This is a genomic window from Streptomyces sp. 5-10 (genome assembly GCF_014712245.1).
Classification (GTDB): Bacteria; Actinomycetota; Actinomycetes; order Streptomycetales; family Streptomycetaceae; genus Streptomyces; species Streptomyces violaceusniger.
In genome coordinates this window covers 34,476-50,100 of sequence record NZ_JACVYG010000014.1, presented here as the reverse complement: position 1 = coordinate 50,100, position 15,625 = coordinate 34,476, and the positions used below count along the sequence as shown (strand labels likewise).

Here is a 15,625-nt window from a genome sequence, read left to right as displayed (position 1 = left end):
TTTGTCGCCGTCCACTCTTTACCGCCGACGCGCCGGGCTCAAGGGTGCCTCCAGAGTTGCACAAGAGTTCATCCACCGCCGGGTGGGCAGGTCAGGATGGCTGACGGCGGTGGCGGTTCCGCTGCTCGTACCGACTGGTTAGTATGTTCGACCCGGCGCGGTACCGCGTTCCGACGATCCGTTTGTGGAGGCCACCGGATGCAGGCATGGCGAGTGCACGACAATGGCGAGCCCGGTGAGGTCATGCGCCTCGACGAGGTGCCGGACCCCGAGGCGGGACCGGGACAGCTGCTGCTGCGGGTCCGGGCCGTCAACGTCAACTTCCCCGACGCCCTGCTGTGCCGCGGCCAGTACCAGGTGCGCCCGCCCCTGCCGTTCACCCCCGGCGTCGAGGTGTGCGGCGAGGTCGTCGCCGTCGGCGAGGGCGCCGAGGCCGTGGTGGGCTCCCGCGTCCTGGCCACGCCCACGCTCCCCGCGGGCGGCTTCGCCGAGCTGGTGCCCGTGGCGGCGGCGGCCGCGCTGCCCGCGCCCGACGCCCTGGACGACGCCGAGGCCGCGGCGCTGCACATCGGCTACCAGACCGGCTGGTTCGGCCTGCACCGCAGGGCCCGCATCCAGTCAGGCGAGACGCTCCTGGTGCACGCCGCCGCGGGCGGGGTCGGCAGCGCCGCCGTCCAGCTCGGCAAGGCGGCCGGGGCCACCGTGATCGGGGTCGTCGGCGGTGACGACAAGGCCCGGGTGGCCAGCGAGCTCGGCTGCGACCTCGTCCTCGACCGGCGCGCCGACGACATCGTGGCGGCCGTCAAGGAGGCCACCGGCGGACGTGGCGCTGACGTCGTCTACGACCCGGTCGGCGGCGACGCCTTCGTCAAGTCCGTCAAATGCGTCGCCTTCGAGGGCCGCATCGTGGTCGTCGGCTTCGCCAGCGGCGTCGTCCCCCAGGCCGCCCTCAACCACGCCCTGGTCAAGAACTACGCCATCCTCGGCCTCCACTGGGGCCTGTACAACACCCACGACCCGGCCGCCATCCGCGCCTGTCACGAGGAGCTGACCGAGCTCGCCGCACAGGGCACCGTCAAACCGCTGGTCAGCGAGCGCGTACCGCTGAAGGACGCGGCCGGCGCCGTCCAGCGCGTCGCCGACGGCGTGACCACCGGCCGCGTGGTCGTCGTCCCCGGGCAGGACGCCGGAGGGGATCGATGAGCACCACCCGGCACCGCCCCGCCGTGGACGCCGACGAGCTGCGCCGCCGCGTCCGCGAGCTCCTGGACGCCCATCCGCCCGCCACCACCGACCGCCTGGACTTCCTGCGCGCCCGCTTCGACGCCGGGCTCGCCTGGGTGCACTACCCGGCCGGACTCGGCGGCCTGGACGCCCCGCGCTCCTTGCAGGCCGTCGTCGACGCCGAGCTGGAGGCCGCGGGGGCGCCCGACAACGACCCCCGCCGCATCGGCATCGGCCTCGGCATGGCCGCCCCCACCATCCTCGGCTTCGGCACCGACGAGCAGCGGCAGCGGCTGCTGCGCCCGCTGTGGACCGGCGAGGAGGTGTGGTGCCAGCTGTTCAGCGAGCCCGGCGCCGGATCCGACCTCGCGGCGCTGGCCACCCGTGCGGTGCGCGACGGCGACGACTGGGTGGTCGACGGACAGAAGGTCTGGACCTCGAGCGCCCATCTCGCCCGCTGGGCCATCCTCATCGCCCGCACCGACCCCGGCCAGCCCAAACACCGCGGCATCAGCTACTTCGTCTGCGATATGACCGACCCCGGGGTCGAGGTACGGCCACTGCGCCAGATCACCGGCGAGGCGGAGTTCAACGAGGTCTTCCTCACCGGGGTGCGCATCCCCGACAGCCGGCGGCTCGGCGAGATCGGCGAGGGCTGGCGCGTCGCCCAGACCACCCTGATGAACGAGCGGGTCGCCATCGGCGGCGGCCGTGTCCCCCGCGAGGGCGGCATGATCGGCCTCGTCGCCGACACCTGGCGCGAGCGGCCCGAACTGCGCACCCACGACCTCCACCAGCGGCTGCTGCGGCTGTGGGTGGAGTCCGAGGCGGCCCGGCTCGCGGGCGAGCGGCTGCGCCAGCAGCTCGCGGTCGGCCAGCCCGGCCCCGAGGGCTCGGCCATGAAGCTCGCCTTCGCCCGCCTCAACCAGCACATCAGCGCGCTCGAGGTCGAGCTGCTGGGCGAGGAGGGGCTGCTCTACGACGACTGGACCCTGCGCCGCCCGGAACTGGTGGACTTCACCGGGCGCGAGGCCGGCTACCGCTATCTGCGCGCCAAGGGCAACTCCATCGAGGGCGGCACCTCGGAGGTGCTGCTCAACATCATCGCCGAACGCGTCCTGGACCTGCCGCCCGAGCCGCGGACCGACAAGGACGTCCCGTGGAAGGACCTGCCCCGATGAGCGCCGCCGACCTGCTCTACTCCGAGGCGGAGGACGATCTGCGCGCGGCCGTACGGTCGCTGCTCACCGACCGATGCCCGCCCGCGACGGTGATGTCCGAGGCCGAGAGCGGCCGGGCGTACGACGTGGCGCTGTGGCGCGCGCTGGGCGCCGAAATGGGCACCGCGGGGCTGCTGGTGCCGGACAAGCTCGGCGGCCAGGGCGCCACCGCGCGTGAGGCGGCGGTGGTGATGGAGGAACTCGGCCGCGCCGTCGCCCCCGTGCCCTACCTCACCAGCGCCGTCCTCGCCGCCGCCGCCCTGCTCGGCTGCGACACCGGCCAGGAGGCCGTGGCCCGGCTGCTCGGCGCGCTCGCCGAGGGCCGTACGGTCGGCGCCCTCGCGGTGCCGCTGTCCACCGTGGCCGTGGTGCCCGGCGATGGGACGGGCGCGCCTGCCGCGACCGTACGGGCCGACGGCGACGGCGCGCTCAGCGGCCAGGTCTCCGGTGTCGCGGGCGCGGCGGGCGCCGATGTGCTGCTCGTCCCCGCCACCGGCGCGGACGGCTACGGTCTTTACGCCGTGGAGACCGCCGAGACCAGCGTCACCGTCGAACCCCTCACCTCGCTCGACCTCACCCGCCCGCTCGCCGCGGTGACCCTCACCGGCGCCCCGGCCCGCCGGCTGGCCGGGCCCGACCGGGCCGAGGCGGCCATCGGGCGGGCGCTGCTGACCGGGGCCGGGCTGCTCGCCTCCGAGCAGCTGGGCGTGGCCGAGTGGTGTCTGACCGAGACCGTCCGCCACACCAAGGAGCGCCATCAGTTCGGGCGCCCCATCGGCTCGTTCCAGGCGCTCAAGCACCGCATGGCCGCGCTGTGGCTGGAGCTGGTCTCGGCGCGCGCCACCGCCCGGTACGCCGCCGACGCACTGGCCACGGACAGCCCGGACACACCGGTCGCGGTGGCCGTGGCCCAGGCGCACTGCGCCGAGGTGGCGGTGCACGCGGCCGAGGAGTGCGTCCAACTGCACGGCGGCATCGGCATGACCTGGGAGCACCCGGCGCATCTGTATCTCAAGCGGGCCAAGAGCGACGAGATCGCGCTGGGCACCCCCGGCCGCCACCGGCAGGCGCTCGCCGGGCTGGTGGATCTGCCGGCCCCCACCGGCTGACCGGCCGGATCCGGCGAACCCGCCCCCGCTCCGCGATCACGCCACTAGAGTGCCGAACAGCTGTGCGGCACATCGGGTGGGTCCGGAACGGGGGCACATGATGAGCGACTACGACTACATCGTGGTGGGGGCGGGCTCGGCGGGCGCCGTGGTGGCGGCCCGGCTGACGGAAGCCCCGGACGTACGGGTGCTGCTGCTGGAGGCCGGGAAGGACGACGCCGCCGAGCAGATCCACGACCCCACCGCGTGGTTCACCCTGATCGGCGGTGAGCACGACTGGGGCTACACCACCGTCCCGCAGCCGGGCCTGGCCGGGCATCCCCAGGCCGCGGTGCGCGGCAAGGTGCTCGGCGGCTCCAGCAGCATCAATGTGATGACCTACGTCCGCGGCCACCTCGGCACCTTCGACGCCTGGGCCGCCGACGGCTGCACCGGCTGGGACGCCGCCTCGGTGCTGGAGGCCTTCCGCGCCCTCGAGCACACCGAGGGCCGCGACCCCCGCTTCCGGGGCACCGGCGGTCCGCTGCGGCTCGGCCGGGCCGGGACGCCCAACCCGCTGAGCACCGCCTTCCTCGACGCCGCCAAGGAACTCGGCCACCCCTACAACGACGACTTCAACGGCGCGGAGAGCGACGGCGCCGGGCGCCATGAGTGGACCATCCACGAGGGGCGCCGCCAGAGCACGGCGGTCGCCTATCTCGATCCCGCGATGGACCGCCCCAACCTCACCGTCCGCACCGAGGCCCAGGCACACCGGCTGCTCTTCGAGGGCACCCGCTGCGTCGGCGTCGAATACGCGGGCTCCGGCGGTGCGGCACGGCGGGTGCGCGCGGCACGGGAGGTCATCGTGTGCGCGGGCTCGGTGGACTCGCCCAAGCTGCTGATGCTCTCCGGCATCGGCCCGTCCGGCCATCTGCGCGACGTGGGCGTCCCGGTGCTGGTGGACGCACCCGAGGTGGGGGCCAACCTCCAGGACCACCCGCTGGTCGGGCTGGTCCACGAGGCGGGCACCCCGCTGCCGCCGCCCCCGCCGACCACCGCCGAGGCGGCCCTGTTCACCCGGACCGACCCCGGGCTGCCCGGCCCCGACCTCGAGGTGTTCCTCTTTCACATCCCGTTCCACCCCAGGCTGCTGCCGTTCCCGCCGAACAGCTTCACCCTGACGGCCGCCGCGATGCGGCCCCACAGCCGGGGCACGGTCCGGCTCTCCGGCGCGGACCCCGAGGACCGGCCGCTGATCGACCCCGGCTATCTCGGCGACGAAAGGGACCTCGCCACCCTCGTCCAAGGGGTCGAACTGGCCCGGTCGCTGGCCGCCACCGACGCGTTCCAGGCGTGGCAGCCGCGCGAACTGCTGCCCGGCCCCGGGGTGAGCGGCCGGGACGGACTGGCCGACTTCGTCCGCGAGAACGCCGGCACCTACTTCCACCACGTCGGCACCTGCCGGATGGGCGGGGACGAGCAATCGGTGGTGGACCCCCGGCTGCGGGTCCGGGGCGTCGAGGGGCTGCGGATCGCCGATGGATCGATCATGCCGTCGATCGTCTCGGCCAACACCAACGCGGCCTGCGTCATGATCGGCGAGATGGCCGCCGAGCTGATCCGCGCCGACGCCTGAGCGGGCTCGCCACGCCCCCTCACCGCGCGGGGGCGACCGCCGGGGAGCAACCGAACAGCAGATCGGCACCCGTATGGAGCACCAGGTGGCGGCGGTCCAGGGGCGATTCTGGGCCACACTGACGGCCGGATTCCGATGCTCCGTAGTGGCCGAGGAGGCTCCCCATGGCCATTTCCATCTCCGTGGTCCTGCTGCTTCTGATCCTCACAGTGGTGTTTCTCCGCAGCGGCGGACTGCGCATCTCGCATGCGCTGGTCTGTGTGACGCTGGGCTTCTACCTGGCGAGCAGCAGTGTGGCGCCCACCATCTCCGAGGGGCTGGCAGCCACCGCGGACGTGGTCAGCAGCGTCCGTCCCTGATCCACGCCCGCGGCGACCGGTCTCCGACGGCCGGGCTCAGCGGCCGATCTCGACGTCCTCCAGCACACCGAGGGCGTCGGGCACCAGAATCGCCGCCGAGTAGTAGGCGGAGACCAGATAGGACGTCACGGCCTGCTCGCTGATGCCCATGAACCGGACGTTCAGACTCGGCTCGTACTCATCCGGGATACCGGTCTGATGCAGACCGATGACCCCCTGGCTCTCCTCGCCGGTGCGCATCGCCAGGATCGAGCTGGTACCGGACTCGCTGATCGGGATCTTGTTGCAGGGCAGCAGCGGAACCCCGCGCCACGCCCGCACCGCGACCCCGGCCACCTCGACGCCCTGCGGATACAGACCACGGCTGCTGCACTCCCGCCCGAAGGCGGCGATGGTGCGCGGATGCGCGAGCAGGTACTGGGTCTTGCGGCGCCGGGCCAGCAGTTCGTCGAGGTCGTCGGGGGTGGGCGGGCCGCTGCGGGTGTGGATGCGCTGGGAGAGGTCGGCGTTGTGCAGCAGGCCGAATTCGCGGTTGTTGACGAGCTCGTGTTCCTGGCGTTCGCGCAGGGCCTCGATGGTGAGGCGGAGCTGCTGCTCGACCTGGTTCATGGGTTCGTTGTAGAGGTCGGCGACGCGGGTGTGGACGCGCAGCACGGTCTGGGCCACGCTCAGCTCGTACTCCCGCGGCTCCAGTTCGTAGTCCACGAACGTGCCCGGCAGGACCGGCTCGCCCGAGTGGCCGGACGCGATGGCGATATCGGCCTCACCGCGCCGGTTCTGAGCGGGCGCGGTCCGCTCGGAGAGCCCCCGGAGATGGTCGCGCAGCGACGCGGAGCGGTCGGCGGCCTCCTGGACGACGCGGCGGGGGAGGGTGAGCACCGTGGTCCGGGTGACGGCCCGGGCGGTGAACTCCCAGGTGCGCTCCGGACCGGTCAGGACCGCGTCGCCGAAGTACTCCCCGTCGGCCAGCACCGCCACCGTGCTGCCCTGGTCATACGCACCGGGGGCGATCTGGCGGACCTTGCCATGGGCGATCAGGAACACCTGGTCGGCCGGGCGGCCCGCCTCCACCAGCACATCCCCCGGCGCGTACTCGCGCTGGACACAGCCGTCGGCCAGCGACTCCAGTACGGAGGTGTCCCCGAAGCCGCGCAGCGTCGGCAGCTCGCCCAGTTCCGGGGGGATGACCCGCACCTGTGATCCGGTGGTGATGAACTCCACCCGCCCGTCCCCGACCGTATAGGTCAGCCTTCGGTTCACCCGGTACGTACCGGCCGACACCTGGACCCAGGGGAGGACGCGCAGCAGCCACCGGGAGGAGATGGCCTGCATCTGCGGAACCGACTTGGTGGTGGTCGCCAGGTTCCGCGCGGCGGCCGTGCCCAGGCTCAGCGGCTGCTCACCGGACTCCACGGAGGTGGTCATAAGTGCTCATCACCTAATTTCAGTAGCTATTCGGGAAGGTATGCGGAGGCCACAGGCCCGGTCGGGTGGACGTCAGCGTCCGTCGGGCGGATTCAGAGCCCGACTTCCACGTCCTCCAGAATTCCGAGCGCGTCCGGGACGAGCACGGCCGCGGAATAGTAGGCGCTGACGAGATACGAGATGATGGCCTGCTCGCTGATTCCCATGAACCGCACCGAGAGGCTCGGCTGGTATTCGTCGGGAATTCCGGTGCGGTGCAGTCCGATGACCCCCTGGTTCTCCTCCCCGGTGCGCAGAACGAGAATCGAGCTCACCCCGCTCCGGGAGACCGGAATCTTGTTGCACGGGAGGATGGGCACGCCCCGCCAGGCCGGCAGCGCATGCCCGTTCACCTCCGTGGGCTGCGGGGAGATGCCATGGCTGTTGAACTGCCGGCCGATCGCCGCGATGGCGCGCGGATGCGCCAGGATCAGCCCCGGGTCCTTCCAGACGGTGGCCAGCAGCGCGTCGAGGTCGTCGGGGGTGGGCGGGCCGCTGCGGGTGTGGATGCGCTGGGAGAGGTCGGCGTTGTGCAGCAGGCCGATCTCGGGGTTGTTGACGAGCTCGTGTTCCTGGCGTTCNCTGGGCCACGCTCAGCTCGTACTCCCGCGGCGCCAGCTCGTACTCCGCGAAGGTGCCCGGCAGGACCGGCTCGCCCGAGTGGCCCGAGGCCAGCGCGATGGCCGCCTCCCCGTGCTCGTTCCGCTCGGTCTCCGGCTCCGAGCGCACCGCCTCCACATGCGCGCGCAGCTCGGGTGAGCGGTCCAGCTGCTCCTCGAACTCCTGCCGGGGCAGGGCCAGCACCGTGCAGGACGTCACGGCCTTCACGGTGATGCCCCAGGTGCCCGCCTCGGCGGCGGTCAGCTCCGGCTCCCCGATGTGGTCGCCACCGGCGGCCGAGCCGACCACCGAGGGCTCGTCGAACGCGCCCTCGGTCAATTTGTCGACCTTGCCGTGGGCGATGAGGAGGAGCTCATCGGCCGGACGCCCGGCCTCCACCAGGACATCGCCGGGCGCGAACTCCCGCTGGGTGAAGCGGTCCGCCAGGGCCTCGAGCACCGCGGTGTCCTCGAACCGGCGCAGCAGCGGCAGCTCGCGCAGCTCGACCGGGATGACCCGCACCTGCGATCCGGCGGTGGTGAACTCCACCCGGCCGTCCCCGAGCGTATGGGACGCCCGGCGGTTCACCCGGTAGGAACCACCCGGAACCTGCACCCACGGCAACATGCGCAGCAGCCACCGCGAGGTGACGCCCTGCATTTGCGGAACGGATTTGGTCGTCGTCGCCAGATTCCGCGCGGCCGCCGTGCCGAGACTCAACCGCGGCTGCGAAATGTCGGTACCGGAACCCGGTTCAACGGACGTCGTCATCGTGAATGCCCACCCATCCCTGTACGGACCTTGAAGAAAAATTCCGCTCGAGCAACTGCCAAGCTATCAGCGGACTTTGGGCGGTTGCATTCACTCAAAAGAGTGCCCGGGTGAGGGTTATGACGGCCGCCGCCGACGGGTAAACATTCCGATTGCGCCGTGGGCCGACGGCCGCCGCGCCCCGCCCGTACTCCGGCGCGCGCATCCGACCCGCGCCCCCACGGGCACCGCCGTCACCGCCCCGGCACCTCGGGAACGGCGAGGAAATGGCCGGGGACCACCCGTGGAACTCTTCGCTCAGTACTGCCCTTTGGGTGTACGGCCGCCCGATACTCACTGGCGTCGAGCCTGCGTATCCGGCACCGCGCCGGGTCGAGAGCCGGGAGGCCCCATGGACCGCCGTACACGCCGTGCCTTTGTCGTCACCCTCGGAGCCGCTCTGGCGGGCGGCGCGGCCGCGCCCGCGTTCGCGAGCACGTCCGCCGCGTCCGGCGACACCGCCGTCGCGAAGGACAACTCCACAGACGGCTCGAGGGACCGTTCCAAGGGCGAGCGGCCGCTGGCCAGAGCCCACGCCCACAACGACTACGAGCACCCGCGTCCGCTCCTCGACGCGCTCTCGCACGGCTTCGGCAGCGTCGAGGCCGACATCTGGCTGGTCGACGGCCAGCTGCTGGTCGCGCACGACGCCACGGACCTCGACCCCACCCGCACCCTGGAGTCGCTCTACCTCGACCCGCTGGCCCGGCGGGTGCGGGCCAACGGCGGCCGGGTCTACCGCGGTTACGACCTGTCGCTGCAGCTGCTGATCGACCTCAAGACCGCCGGGGAGCCCACCTACCTGGAGCTGACCAAGCGGCTGCGCCGCTACGGCCACCTGTTCAGCGCCGCCTACGGCGGGGTCGGCGGCCGGGTGCGCCGCGGCGCGGTGACCGCCGTCATCTCCGGCGACCGCGGCGCCCGGGCCCCCATGGAGGCCGAGAAGGTGCGCCACGCCTTCTACGACGGACGGCTGGAGGACCTCGGCTCGGGCGTTCCCGCCTCCTTCATCCCGCTCATCAGCGCCGACTGGACCAAGACCTTCACCTGGACGGGAGCCGGTCCGATACCGGCGGCGGAGCGCGAGACGCTGCGCCGCCTCGTCGCCTCCTCGCACGACGCCCGGCAGACCGTGCGTTTCTGGGCCACCCCGGACGTGGCGGGGCCGGCGCGCGACGCCCTGTGGCGTGAGCTCCTGGCCGCCGACGTGGACTACCTCAACACCGACGACCTGGCGGGCCTGGAGGCCTTCCTGCGCGCGGCCCGCTGACGCCTCGCGGGGCGGCGGCGGGGAGAAAATCACTGCGGGGAGAAAATCACTCGCGTGCCGCCGCCCGCACGGCCATGCTGGCCCTCATGCTCATCAGGACCGCCACCGCCGAGGACTGGCCCGCCATCTGGGCCTTCCTGCGCCGCATCGTCGCCGCGGGGGAGACCTACACCTACCCCCGCGATCTGGACGAGGACCGGGCCCGCGAGATCTGGATGCTGGAGCCCCCGAGCCGTACCGTCGTCGCCACCGAGCCCGGCGGCACGGTCCTCGGCTCGGCCAAGATGAACCCCAACCACATGGGGCCCGGCGCGCATGTCGCGGGGGCCAGTTTCATGGTGGCCCCCGAGCACGGCGGGCGCGGTGTGGGCCGCGCCCTGGGCGAGCATGTCCTGGGCTGGGCGCGCGCCGAGGGCTACCGGGCGATGCAGTTCAACGCCGTGGTGGAGAGCAACACCCGGGCGGTGGCGCTGTGGCGCTCACTCGGCTTCGAGGTCATCGGCACCGTGCCCAAGGCGTTCGCCCACCCCACGAACGGCTATGTGGGGCTGCACATCATGCATCGCTTCCTCTGATCCCGGCCGGCTCACCGGCCCCGGCGGGGTCCCTGAACCCCGCCGGATCGTCGAGGACCGCCTGCACCACCGAGCTGGCCGCGCCCAGCAGCGGTCCGTCCGGGCCGAGCCGGGAGACGGTCACCGCCCCGCTGCCCGGACGGGCCGGGTCGGTGAGCCGCCGGCCCAACTCCCGCTCCAGGGCGGGCAGCAGCCAGGGCGCCAGCGGCGTCAGCGCGCCGCCGAGCACCACCTTCTCCGGGTCCAGGAGGTTCACCGCGCCCGCGAGGGCGATCCCGAGCGCCGAGCCCGCACCGCGCAGCGCACGCCGCGCCCGCTGGTCCCCGCTCGCCGCCCGCACGGCCAGCACGGCGATACGGCCGCCGGGGCCCGGGTGCTGGGCCGTGGCCTCCTCCGAGGTCAGGCCGCTCGCCCGCAGCACCGCCTCCTCGCCCGCGTACTGCTCCAGACAGCCGCGCCCGCCGCAGGCGCAGTCGGGCCCGTCGGGACGCACCGGCACATGGCCCAGCTCGCCCGCGAAACCGTGGGTGCCGCGCAGCAGTTGCCCGTCGAGCACGACCGCGGCGCCGATGCCGATCTCGGCCGAGACATGGACGAAGTCCCGGGGCGCCGGGTCGTGGCCGCCCCGCCACAGCTCGGCGAGCGCGCCCAGATTCGCCTCGTTGTCCACGGTCACCGGCAGACCGGGCAGCGCCGCGCGCAGCTCGGGGCCGATGTCCACCCCCTCCCAGCCCAGGTTGGGGGCGCGGACGACCCGCGACGAGTCCCGCGCCACCAGGCCGGGCACCGCCACCGCCAGCCCCACCGGCCGCAGCCCGCCCAGCTCCGCCTCCGCCGCGACCTGCCGGACCAGGCCGGCGAGCTGGGCGAGTACCGGGTCCGGTGCGCGGTCGCGGTTCGCCGAGGCGAGCTCCGTACGGGCCCGTACCCGCCCGGCGAGGTCCACCGCGCACACCGCGAGGTGGTCGACCCCGATCTCCGCGCCCAGCCCGGCCGGACCGTGCTCGTTGAGCTGGAGGGCGCTGCCGGGGCGGCCGACCGTGCCGGGCCGGGAGGGGCCCAGCTCGACCAGCAGCCCGTCCCGGATCAGCTCGTCGACGAGGGTGGAGACGGCGGCGCGGGTGAGCCCCACCCGCGCCGCCACCGCGGCACGGGACAGCGGGCCGTGGGCGGCCACGGCGTGCAGCACGAGGGAGAGATTGCGCCGGCGCATCGCCTGCTGGGTGTTGGGCAGTGGCGCTGCCACCTGAATCCGTCTCCTCTCGGCCGATCCGCTCATTGTGCCGGGCCGGTACGACACCGGGGCGCCCGGCCGCCGCCGTACGGCGTTCACGCGTGGCGCGGCGCGCTCACGCGTGGCGCAGCAGGCCGTCCGCGTCCGCCAGCACCCGGGAGAGCCGCTCCAGCGCCGCCTCGTCGCGGGGCACCGGATCGTAGGACGGCCCCTCGGCGGTGGACCAGCGCCGGGCCACCGCCGCCGGGTCCTCGCCCAGCACCAGCCCCGCGGCCTGGGCGGCGGCCCCGAGGGCGACCAGTTCCTCGGCCCGGGGCACCTGGACCGGGCGTCCGCTCAGCCGCAGGACCGTCTCCCGCCACGCCGTGCCCTTGGCGCCGCCGCCGATGAGCAGCAGCGGGGCGTCGGACGACGCGTCCTCGTCCAGTACCTGGTCCAGCGCGGTGAGCAGGGCGAAGACGGCGCCGTCGTAGGCGGCCTGGAGCACCTGGCCCGGTGTGGTGTCGTGGCGCAGACCGTGCAGCAGCCCGGAGGCGTGCGGCAGGTTGGGGGTGCGCTCACCGTCGAGGAACGGCAGCAGCACGGCCGAGCCGCCCGGCTCCACCGCCTCCCGGTCGCGGCCCAGCAGCGCCGCGATCCGGTCGACCGCGAGCGTGCAGTTGAGCGTGCAGGCCAGCGGCAGCCACGCGTCACGCGTGTCGGCGAAGCCGGCGACCACCCCGGTGGGGTCGGCGGGCCGGTGCACCGAGACCGCGTAGACGGTGCCGGAGGTGCCCAGGCTCAGCACCGGCTGTCCCGGGCGCAGGCCGAGCCCCAGGGCGGCCGCCATGTTGTCGCCCGTGCCGGTGGCCACCAGGGCGCCGGTGGGCAGCGGCAGATCGGGCAGCTCCCGCACGGTCCCGGCGGCCTCGCCATGGCGCAGCACGCGCGGCAGCAGCTCGGGGGAGAGCCCGACCAGGTCCAGGATCTCCTCGTCGTAGGACTCGGTGCCCGAGGCCCACCAGCCGGTGCCCGAGGCGTCGCCGCGGTCGGTGGTGCCGTAGCCGGTGAGTCGCTCGGTGAGGTAGTCGTGAGGGAGCCGGACGGCCGCGGTGGCGCGGGCCGCCTCCGGCTCGTTCTCCATGAGCCAGGCCCACTTGGTGACGGTGAACGACGTCGGGGGCACGCTGCCGATCCGCTCCGCCCAGGTCTTGGGGCCGCCCAGCTCCTCGATGAGCCGGTCGCGCTGCGGCGCGGAGCGCACATCGTTCCACAGCAGGGCGGGCCGCACCGAGCGGCCCGAGGCGTCCAGCGTGACCAGACCGTGCTGCTGGCCGCCCACGGAGACCGCGGCCGCCTCCCGGGCCGGGGTGCCGCACTGGCGCAGCGCCTCGGTGAGCGCCTCCCACCACTGCTCGGGGACGGACTCCTTACCGGTGCCGTCGCTGCCGCCGCCGACGGTGTGCGGGGCCTGTCCTCGGGCGACGACCGCACCGGTCGCGGAGTCGACGACGAGCGCCTTGGTCGACTGCGTGGAGCTGTCCACGCCGACGACGAGCGGTCCTTGCGGCACGGGCACGGCTGCTGCTGCCATCTCGCGCTCTCCCTTGCGTCCATGGGTCGTGCGGTGTGCGGGCTGTACGGGGCTTCCCCGGAATGCTCGCGCATACTAATTTGTAAAGCGCCATGACGAAATAGGCGAGGGAGCCGCGATGAGCTACAACCCCACCCCCGAGGACAGGTTCACCTTCGGACTGTGGACGGTCGGCTGGCAGGGCCGGGACCCGTTCGGGGACGCCACCCGCCCGGCGCTCGACCCCGTGGAGTCCGTGACCCGGCTCGCCGAACTCGGCGCGTACGGCGTCACCTTCCACGACGACGACCTCATCCCCTTCGGGGCCTCGGAGACCGAGCGCGAATCGCACATCAAGCGCTTCCGGCAGGCCCTGGACGCCACCGGGATGACCGTGCCCATGGCCACCACCAACCTCTTCACCCATCCGGTCTTCAAGGACGGCGCCTTCACCGCCAACGACCGGGATGTGCGCCGCTACGCGCTGCGCAAGACCATCCGCAACATCGACCTCGCCGTCGAGCTGGGCGCGAAGACCTATGTGGCCTGGGGCGGTCGCGAGGGCGCGGAGTCCGGCGGCGCCAAGGACGTGCGCGCCGCGCTCGACCGGATGAAGGAGGCGTTCGACCTGCTCGGCGCGTATGTCACCGAGCAGGGCTACGATCTGCGCTTCGCCATCGAGCCCAAGCCCAACGAGCCGCGCGGCGACATCCTGCTGCCGACCGTCGGCCACGCCCTGGCCTTCATCGAGCGGCTGGAGCGGCCCGAGCTGTACGGGGTCAACCCGGAGGTCGGCCACGAGCAGATGGCCGGGCTGAACTTCCCGCACGGCATCGCGCAGGCGCTGTGGGCGGGCAAGCTCTTCCACATCGACCTCAACGGCCAGAACGGCATCAAGTACGACCAGGACCTGCGGTTCGGCGCGGGCGATCTGCGCGCCGCCTTCTGGCTGGTCGACCTGCTGGAGACCGGTGGCTACGAGGGCCCGCGCCACTTCGACTTCAAGCCCCCGCGCACCGAGGACATCTCGGGCGTCTGGGCCTCGGCGGCGGGCTGCATGCGCAACTACCTCATCCTCAAGGAGCGCGCGGCCGCCTTCCGCGCCGACCCCGAGGTCCAGGAGGCGCTGCGGGCCTCGCGCCTGGACCAGCTGGGCCTGCCGACCCTCGACGAGGGCGAGACCCCGGCGGCGCTGCTCGCGGACCGCACCGCCTTCGAGGACTTCGACGTCGAGGCGGCCGCCGAGCGCGGTATGGCCTTCGAGCGCCTCGACCAGCTGGCCATGGACCATCTGCTGGCCGCGCGCGGCTGACCGTGTCCGACTGATCGTGTCCGGTCGGCCGTGTCCGGCCGCCGGTCCCGCCCCCCGACGGGACCGGCGGCCGGGGCTCTCACCGGCTCAGGGCTCCGGCAGCCGATTCAAGACCCCGGCTGCCGACCGCTCAGGACGACGGCTGCCAGCCGCCGAGCCAGTCGGCGATCTCGTAGTCCGCGGCCTGGGCGTCGGTCAGCTGCGGCCGGTCGGTGCTCGCCGCACCGGAACCGGCGCCGGTGTTCTTGTACTCCGCGAAGCGGTCGTCCTTCCAGGAGAAGCCGCTCATGTCCGTCCACGGTGTGGTCTTGATCGCCGCTGACAGATCCGTATTGCGGACGATCGCCTGCGGATCGAGACTGGCGTCGCCGCCCGCGTGCCAGGGACGGCCGAGATAGAACGACCGGCTGCTGACATCTCCGGTGATGTTGCTGTTGATGAACAGGAAGCCCTTCTTCCCGGCCGCCGTCGAGGGCGCCGCGACATAGCCGCCGGAGCTGCCGTCGTAGCGCTTGACGAGCCGGATCGCCGACTTGTTGATCACGGCGGAGGCCCGGCCGAAGATGAAGTCGACATTTCCCTGGATCCAGGCGTTGTTGACATACACCCGGCCGACCTTGTCCTTGCTCGCCGAGTCCAGCAGCAGGGTGTCCTGGTCCCCGACCGCGCCGATGTTGTCCAGGACGATCCGGTCGCCCGCGGTGCGCAGCGCGACCGCCTGCTTGTCGGTGATGCTGGTGTTGCCCTCGTTGAAGTCGTTCACGAACTGCAGATTGCGGGCCTGGAAGTCATCGGCCTCGACGGCCACGGTCGCGCTGCCGCTGGTGCCGTAGGTGCCTCCGCCGGGCTTGGGGGTGCCGGAGGCGTTGTTGTAGACGATCGTCACGTCGTTCTTGCTGCTCGTGGTCCCCACCAGCCGGATGTGCGGCTTGTTGGCGGGGATCTTCACCGTCTCGCGGTACGTACCGGGCTTGACGGAGATGGTGACGGCGGACGGGTTGTTCGCCGGCACCGCGTCGACGGCCGCCTGCACGGTGGTGTAGGTGCCGCTGCCGTCCTTGGCCACCACGATGGTGGCCGCCGCGGCGGCCGTGGGCGCGGCGGCCGTGGGCGTCGCGGCGTGGGCCGGGGCGACGGCGAGCCCGACGCCGGTGGCCAGGGCCAGGGAGCCGATGAGCGGAGCGGGGCGGCGGCGCCGGGGGCGCCGTGGACTGAGGGTCATGGTCGGTGACTCCGTCCCGTGGAGGCGTGCCGAGGTGGTTGACGCCTTACGGTCTC

The 15,625-nt window shown here is 73.0% G+C and carries 11 protein-coding genes and 2 pseudogenes; 8 read left to right on the top strand and 5 right to left on the bottom strand.

Annotation, left to right across the window (positions count from 1 at the left end; all coding sequences use genetic code 11):
* Positions 1-198: 198 nt before the first annotated feature.
* The 5 genes from IEJ02_RS18255 (at position 199) to IEJ02_RS18235 (ending at position 5,530) form a co-directional block, all read left to right on the top strand.
* Positions 199-1,203 carry an NADPH:quinone oxidoreductase family protein gene (locus IEJ02_RS18255; RefSeq protein WP_191065842.1) on the top strand — a complete coding sequence of 335 codons (1,005 nt, stop codon included), beginning with the start codon at positions 199-201 and terminating at the stop codon, positions 1,201-1,203.
* Positions 1,200-2,405 (top strand): acyl-CoA dehydrogenase family protein, encoded by a 1,206-nt coding sequence (locus tag IEJ02_RS18250; protein ID WP_191065841.1) that lies wholly within the window; start codon positions 1,200-1,202, stop codon positions 2,403-2,405. The genes IEJ02_RS18255 and IEJ02_RS18250 overlap by 4 nt, the downstream gene beginning before the upstream one ends.
* Positions 2,402-3,553: an acyl-CoA dehydrogenase family protein gene (locus tag IEJ02_RS18245; RefSeq protein WP_191065840.1), complete on the top strand. Its 1,152-nt coding sequence runs from the start codon at positions 2,402-2,404 to the stop codon at positions 3,551-3,553. Before IEJ02_RS18250 ends, IEJ02_RS18245 begins: the two co-directional genes overlap by 4 nt.
* 100 nt (positions 3,554-3,653) lie before the next feature.
* Positions 3,654-5,171 (top strand): GMC family oxidoreductase, encoded by a 1,518-nt coding sequence (locus IEJ02_RS18240; RefSeq protein ID WP_223864033.1) that lies wholly within the window; start codon positions 3,654-3,656, stop codon positions 5,169-5,171.
* Between the two features lie 164 nt (positions 5,172-5,335).
* A complete protein-coding gene (locus IEJ02_RS18235; RefSeq protein ID WP_020866016.1) occupies positions 5,336-5,530 on the top strand; it encodes a hypothetical protein in 195 nt (64 codons plus the stop codon).
* A gap of 36 nt (positions 5,531-5,566) precedes the next feature.
* Here IEJ02_RS18235 and IEJ02_RS18230 read toward each other — a convergent pair whose 3' ends face one another.
* Both IEJ02_RS18230 and IEJ02_RS18225 read right to left on the bottom strand, forming a co-directional pair.
* Entirely contained in the window at positions 5,567-6,955 is a 1,389-nt protein-coding gene (locus IEJ02_RS18230; protein ID WP_191065838.1) for a family 2B encapsulin nanocompartment shell protein, read from the bottom strand.
* Positions 6,956-7,047: 92 nt separating this feature from the next.
* Positions 7,048-8,365, bottom strand: a pseudogene (locus IEJ02_RS18225) (cyclic nucleotide-binding domain-containing protein).
* A 391-nt stretch (positions 8,366-8,756) separates the two neighbouring features.
* Here IEJ02_RS18225 and IEJ02_RS18220 point away from each other — a divergent pair.
* Both IEJ02_RS18220 and IEJ02_RS18215 read left to right on the top strand, forming a co-directional pair.
* On the top strand, positions 8,757-9,674 hold the full coding sequence (locus IEJ02_RS18220) for a phosphatidylinositol-specific phospholipase C/glycerophosphodiester phosphodiesterase family protein (protein WP_191065837.1): 918 nt from the start codon (positions 8,757-8,759) through the stop codon (positions 9,672-9,674).
* 86 nt (positions 9,675-9,760) lie between these two features.
* Positions 9,761-10,249 (top strand): GNAT family N-acetyltransferase, encoded by a 489-nt coding sequence (locus IEJ02_RS18215; RefSeq protein ID WP_369075649.1) that lies wholly within the window; start codon positions 9,761-9,763, stop codon positions 10,247-10,249.
* Here IEJ02_RS18215 and IEJ02_RS18210 read toward each other — a convergent pair.
* Both IEJ02_RS18210 and xylB read right to left on the bottom strand, forming a co-directional pair.
* Positions 10,230-11,528 (bottom strand): ROK family transcriptional regulator, encoded by a 1,299-nt coding sequence (locus IEJ02_RS18210; protein WP_191065835.1) that lies wholly within the window; start codon positions 11,526-11,528, stop codon positions 10,230-10,232. The two genes, IEJ02_RS18215 and IEJ02_RS18210, sit on opposite strands and share 20 nt — an antisense overlap.
* Before the next feature lie 70 nt (positions 11,529-11,598).
* The gene (gene xylB / locus IEJ02_RS18205) at positions 11,599-13,056 is read right to left on the bottom strand and encodes a xylulokinase (RefSeq protein ID WP_223864032.1); all 1,458 of its coding nucleotides are present in this window, start codon (positions 13,054-13,056) and stop codon (positions 11,599-11,601) included.
* A 118-nt stretch (positions 13,057-13,174) separates the two neighbouring features.
* Between xylB and xylA the strand changes: the two genes are divergently transcribed.
* On the top strand, positions 13,175-14,347 hold the full coding sequence (gene xylA / locus IEJ02_RS18200) for a xylose isomerase (RefSeq protein ID WP_191065834.1): 1,173 nt from the start codon (positions 13,175-13,177) through the stop codon (positions 14,345-14,347).
* Positions 14,348-14,477: 130 nt separating this feature from the next.
* Here the strand turns inward: xylA and IEJ02_RS18195 are convergent.
* Positions 14,478-15,473: pseudogene (locus tag IEJ02_RS18195) on the bottom strand (pectinesterase family protein); the annotation flags it as partial.
* Positions 15,474-15,625 lie beyond the last annotated feature (152 nt).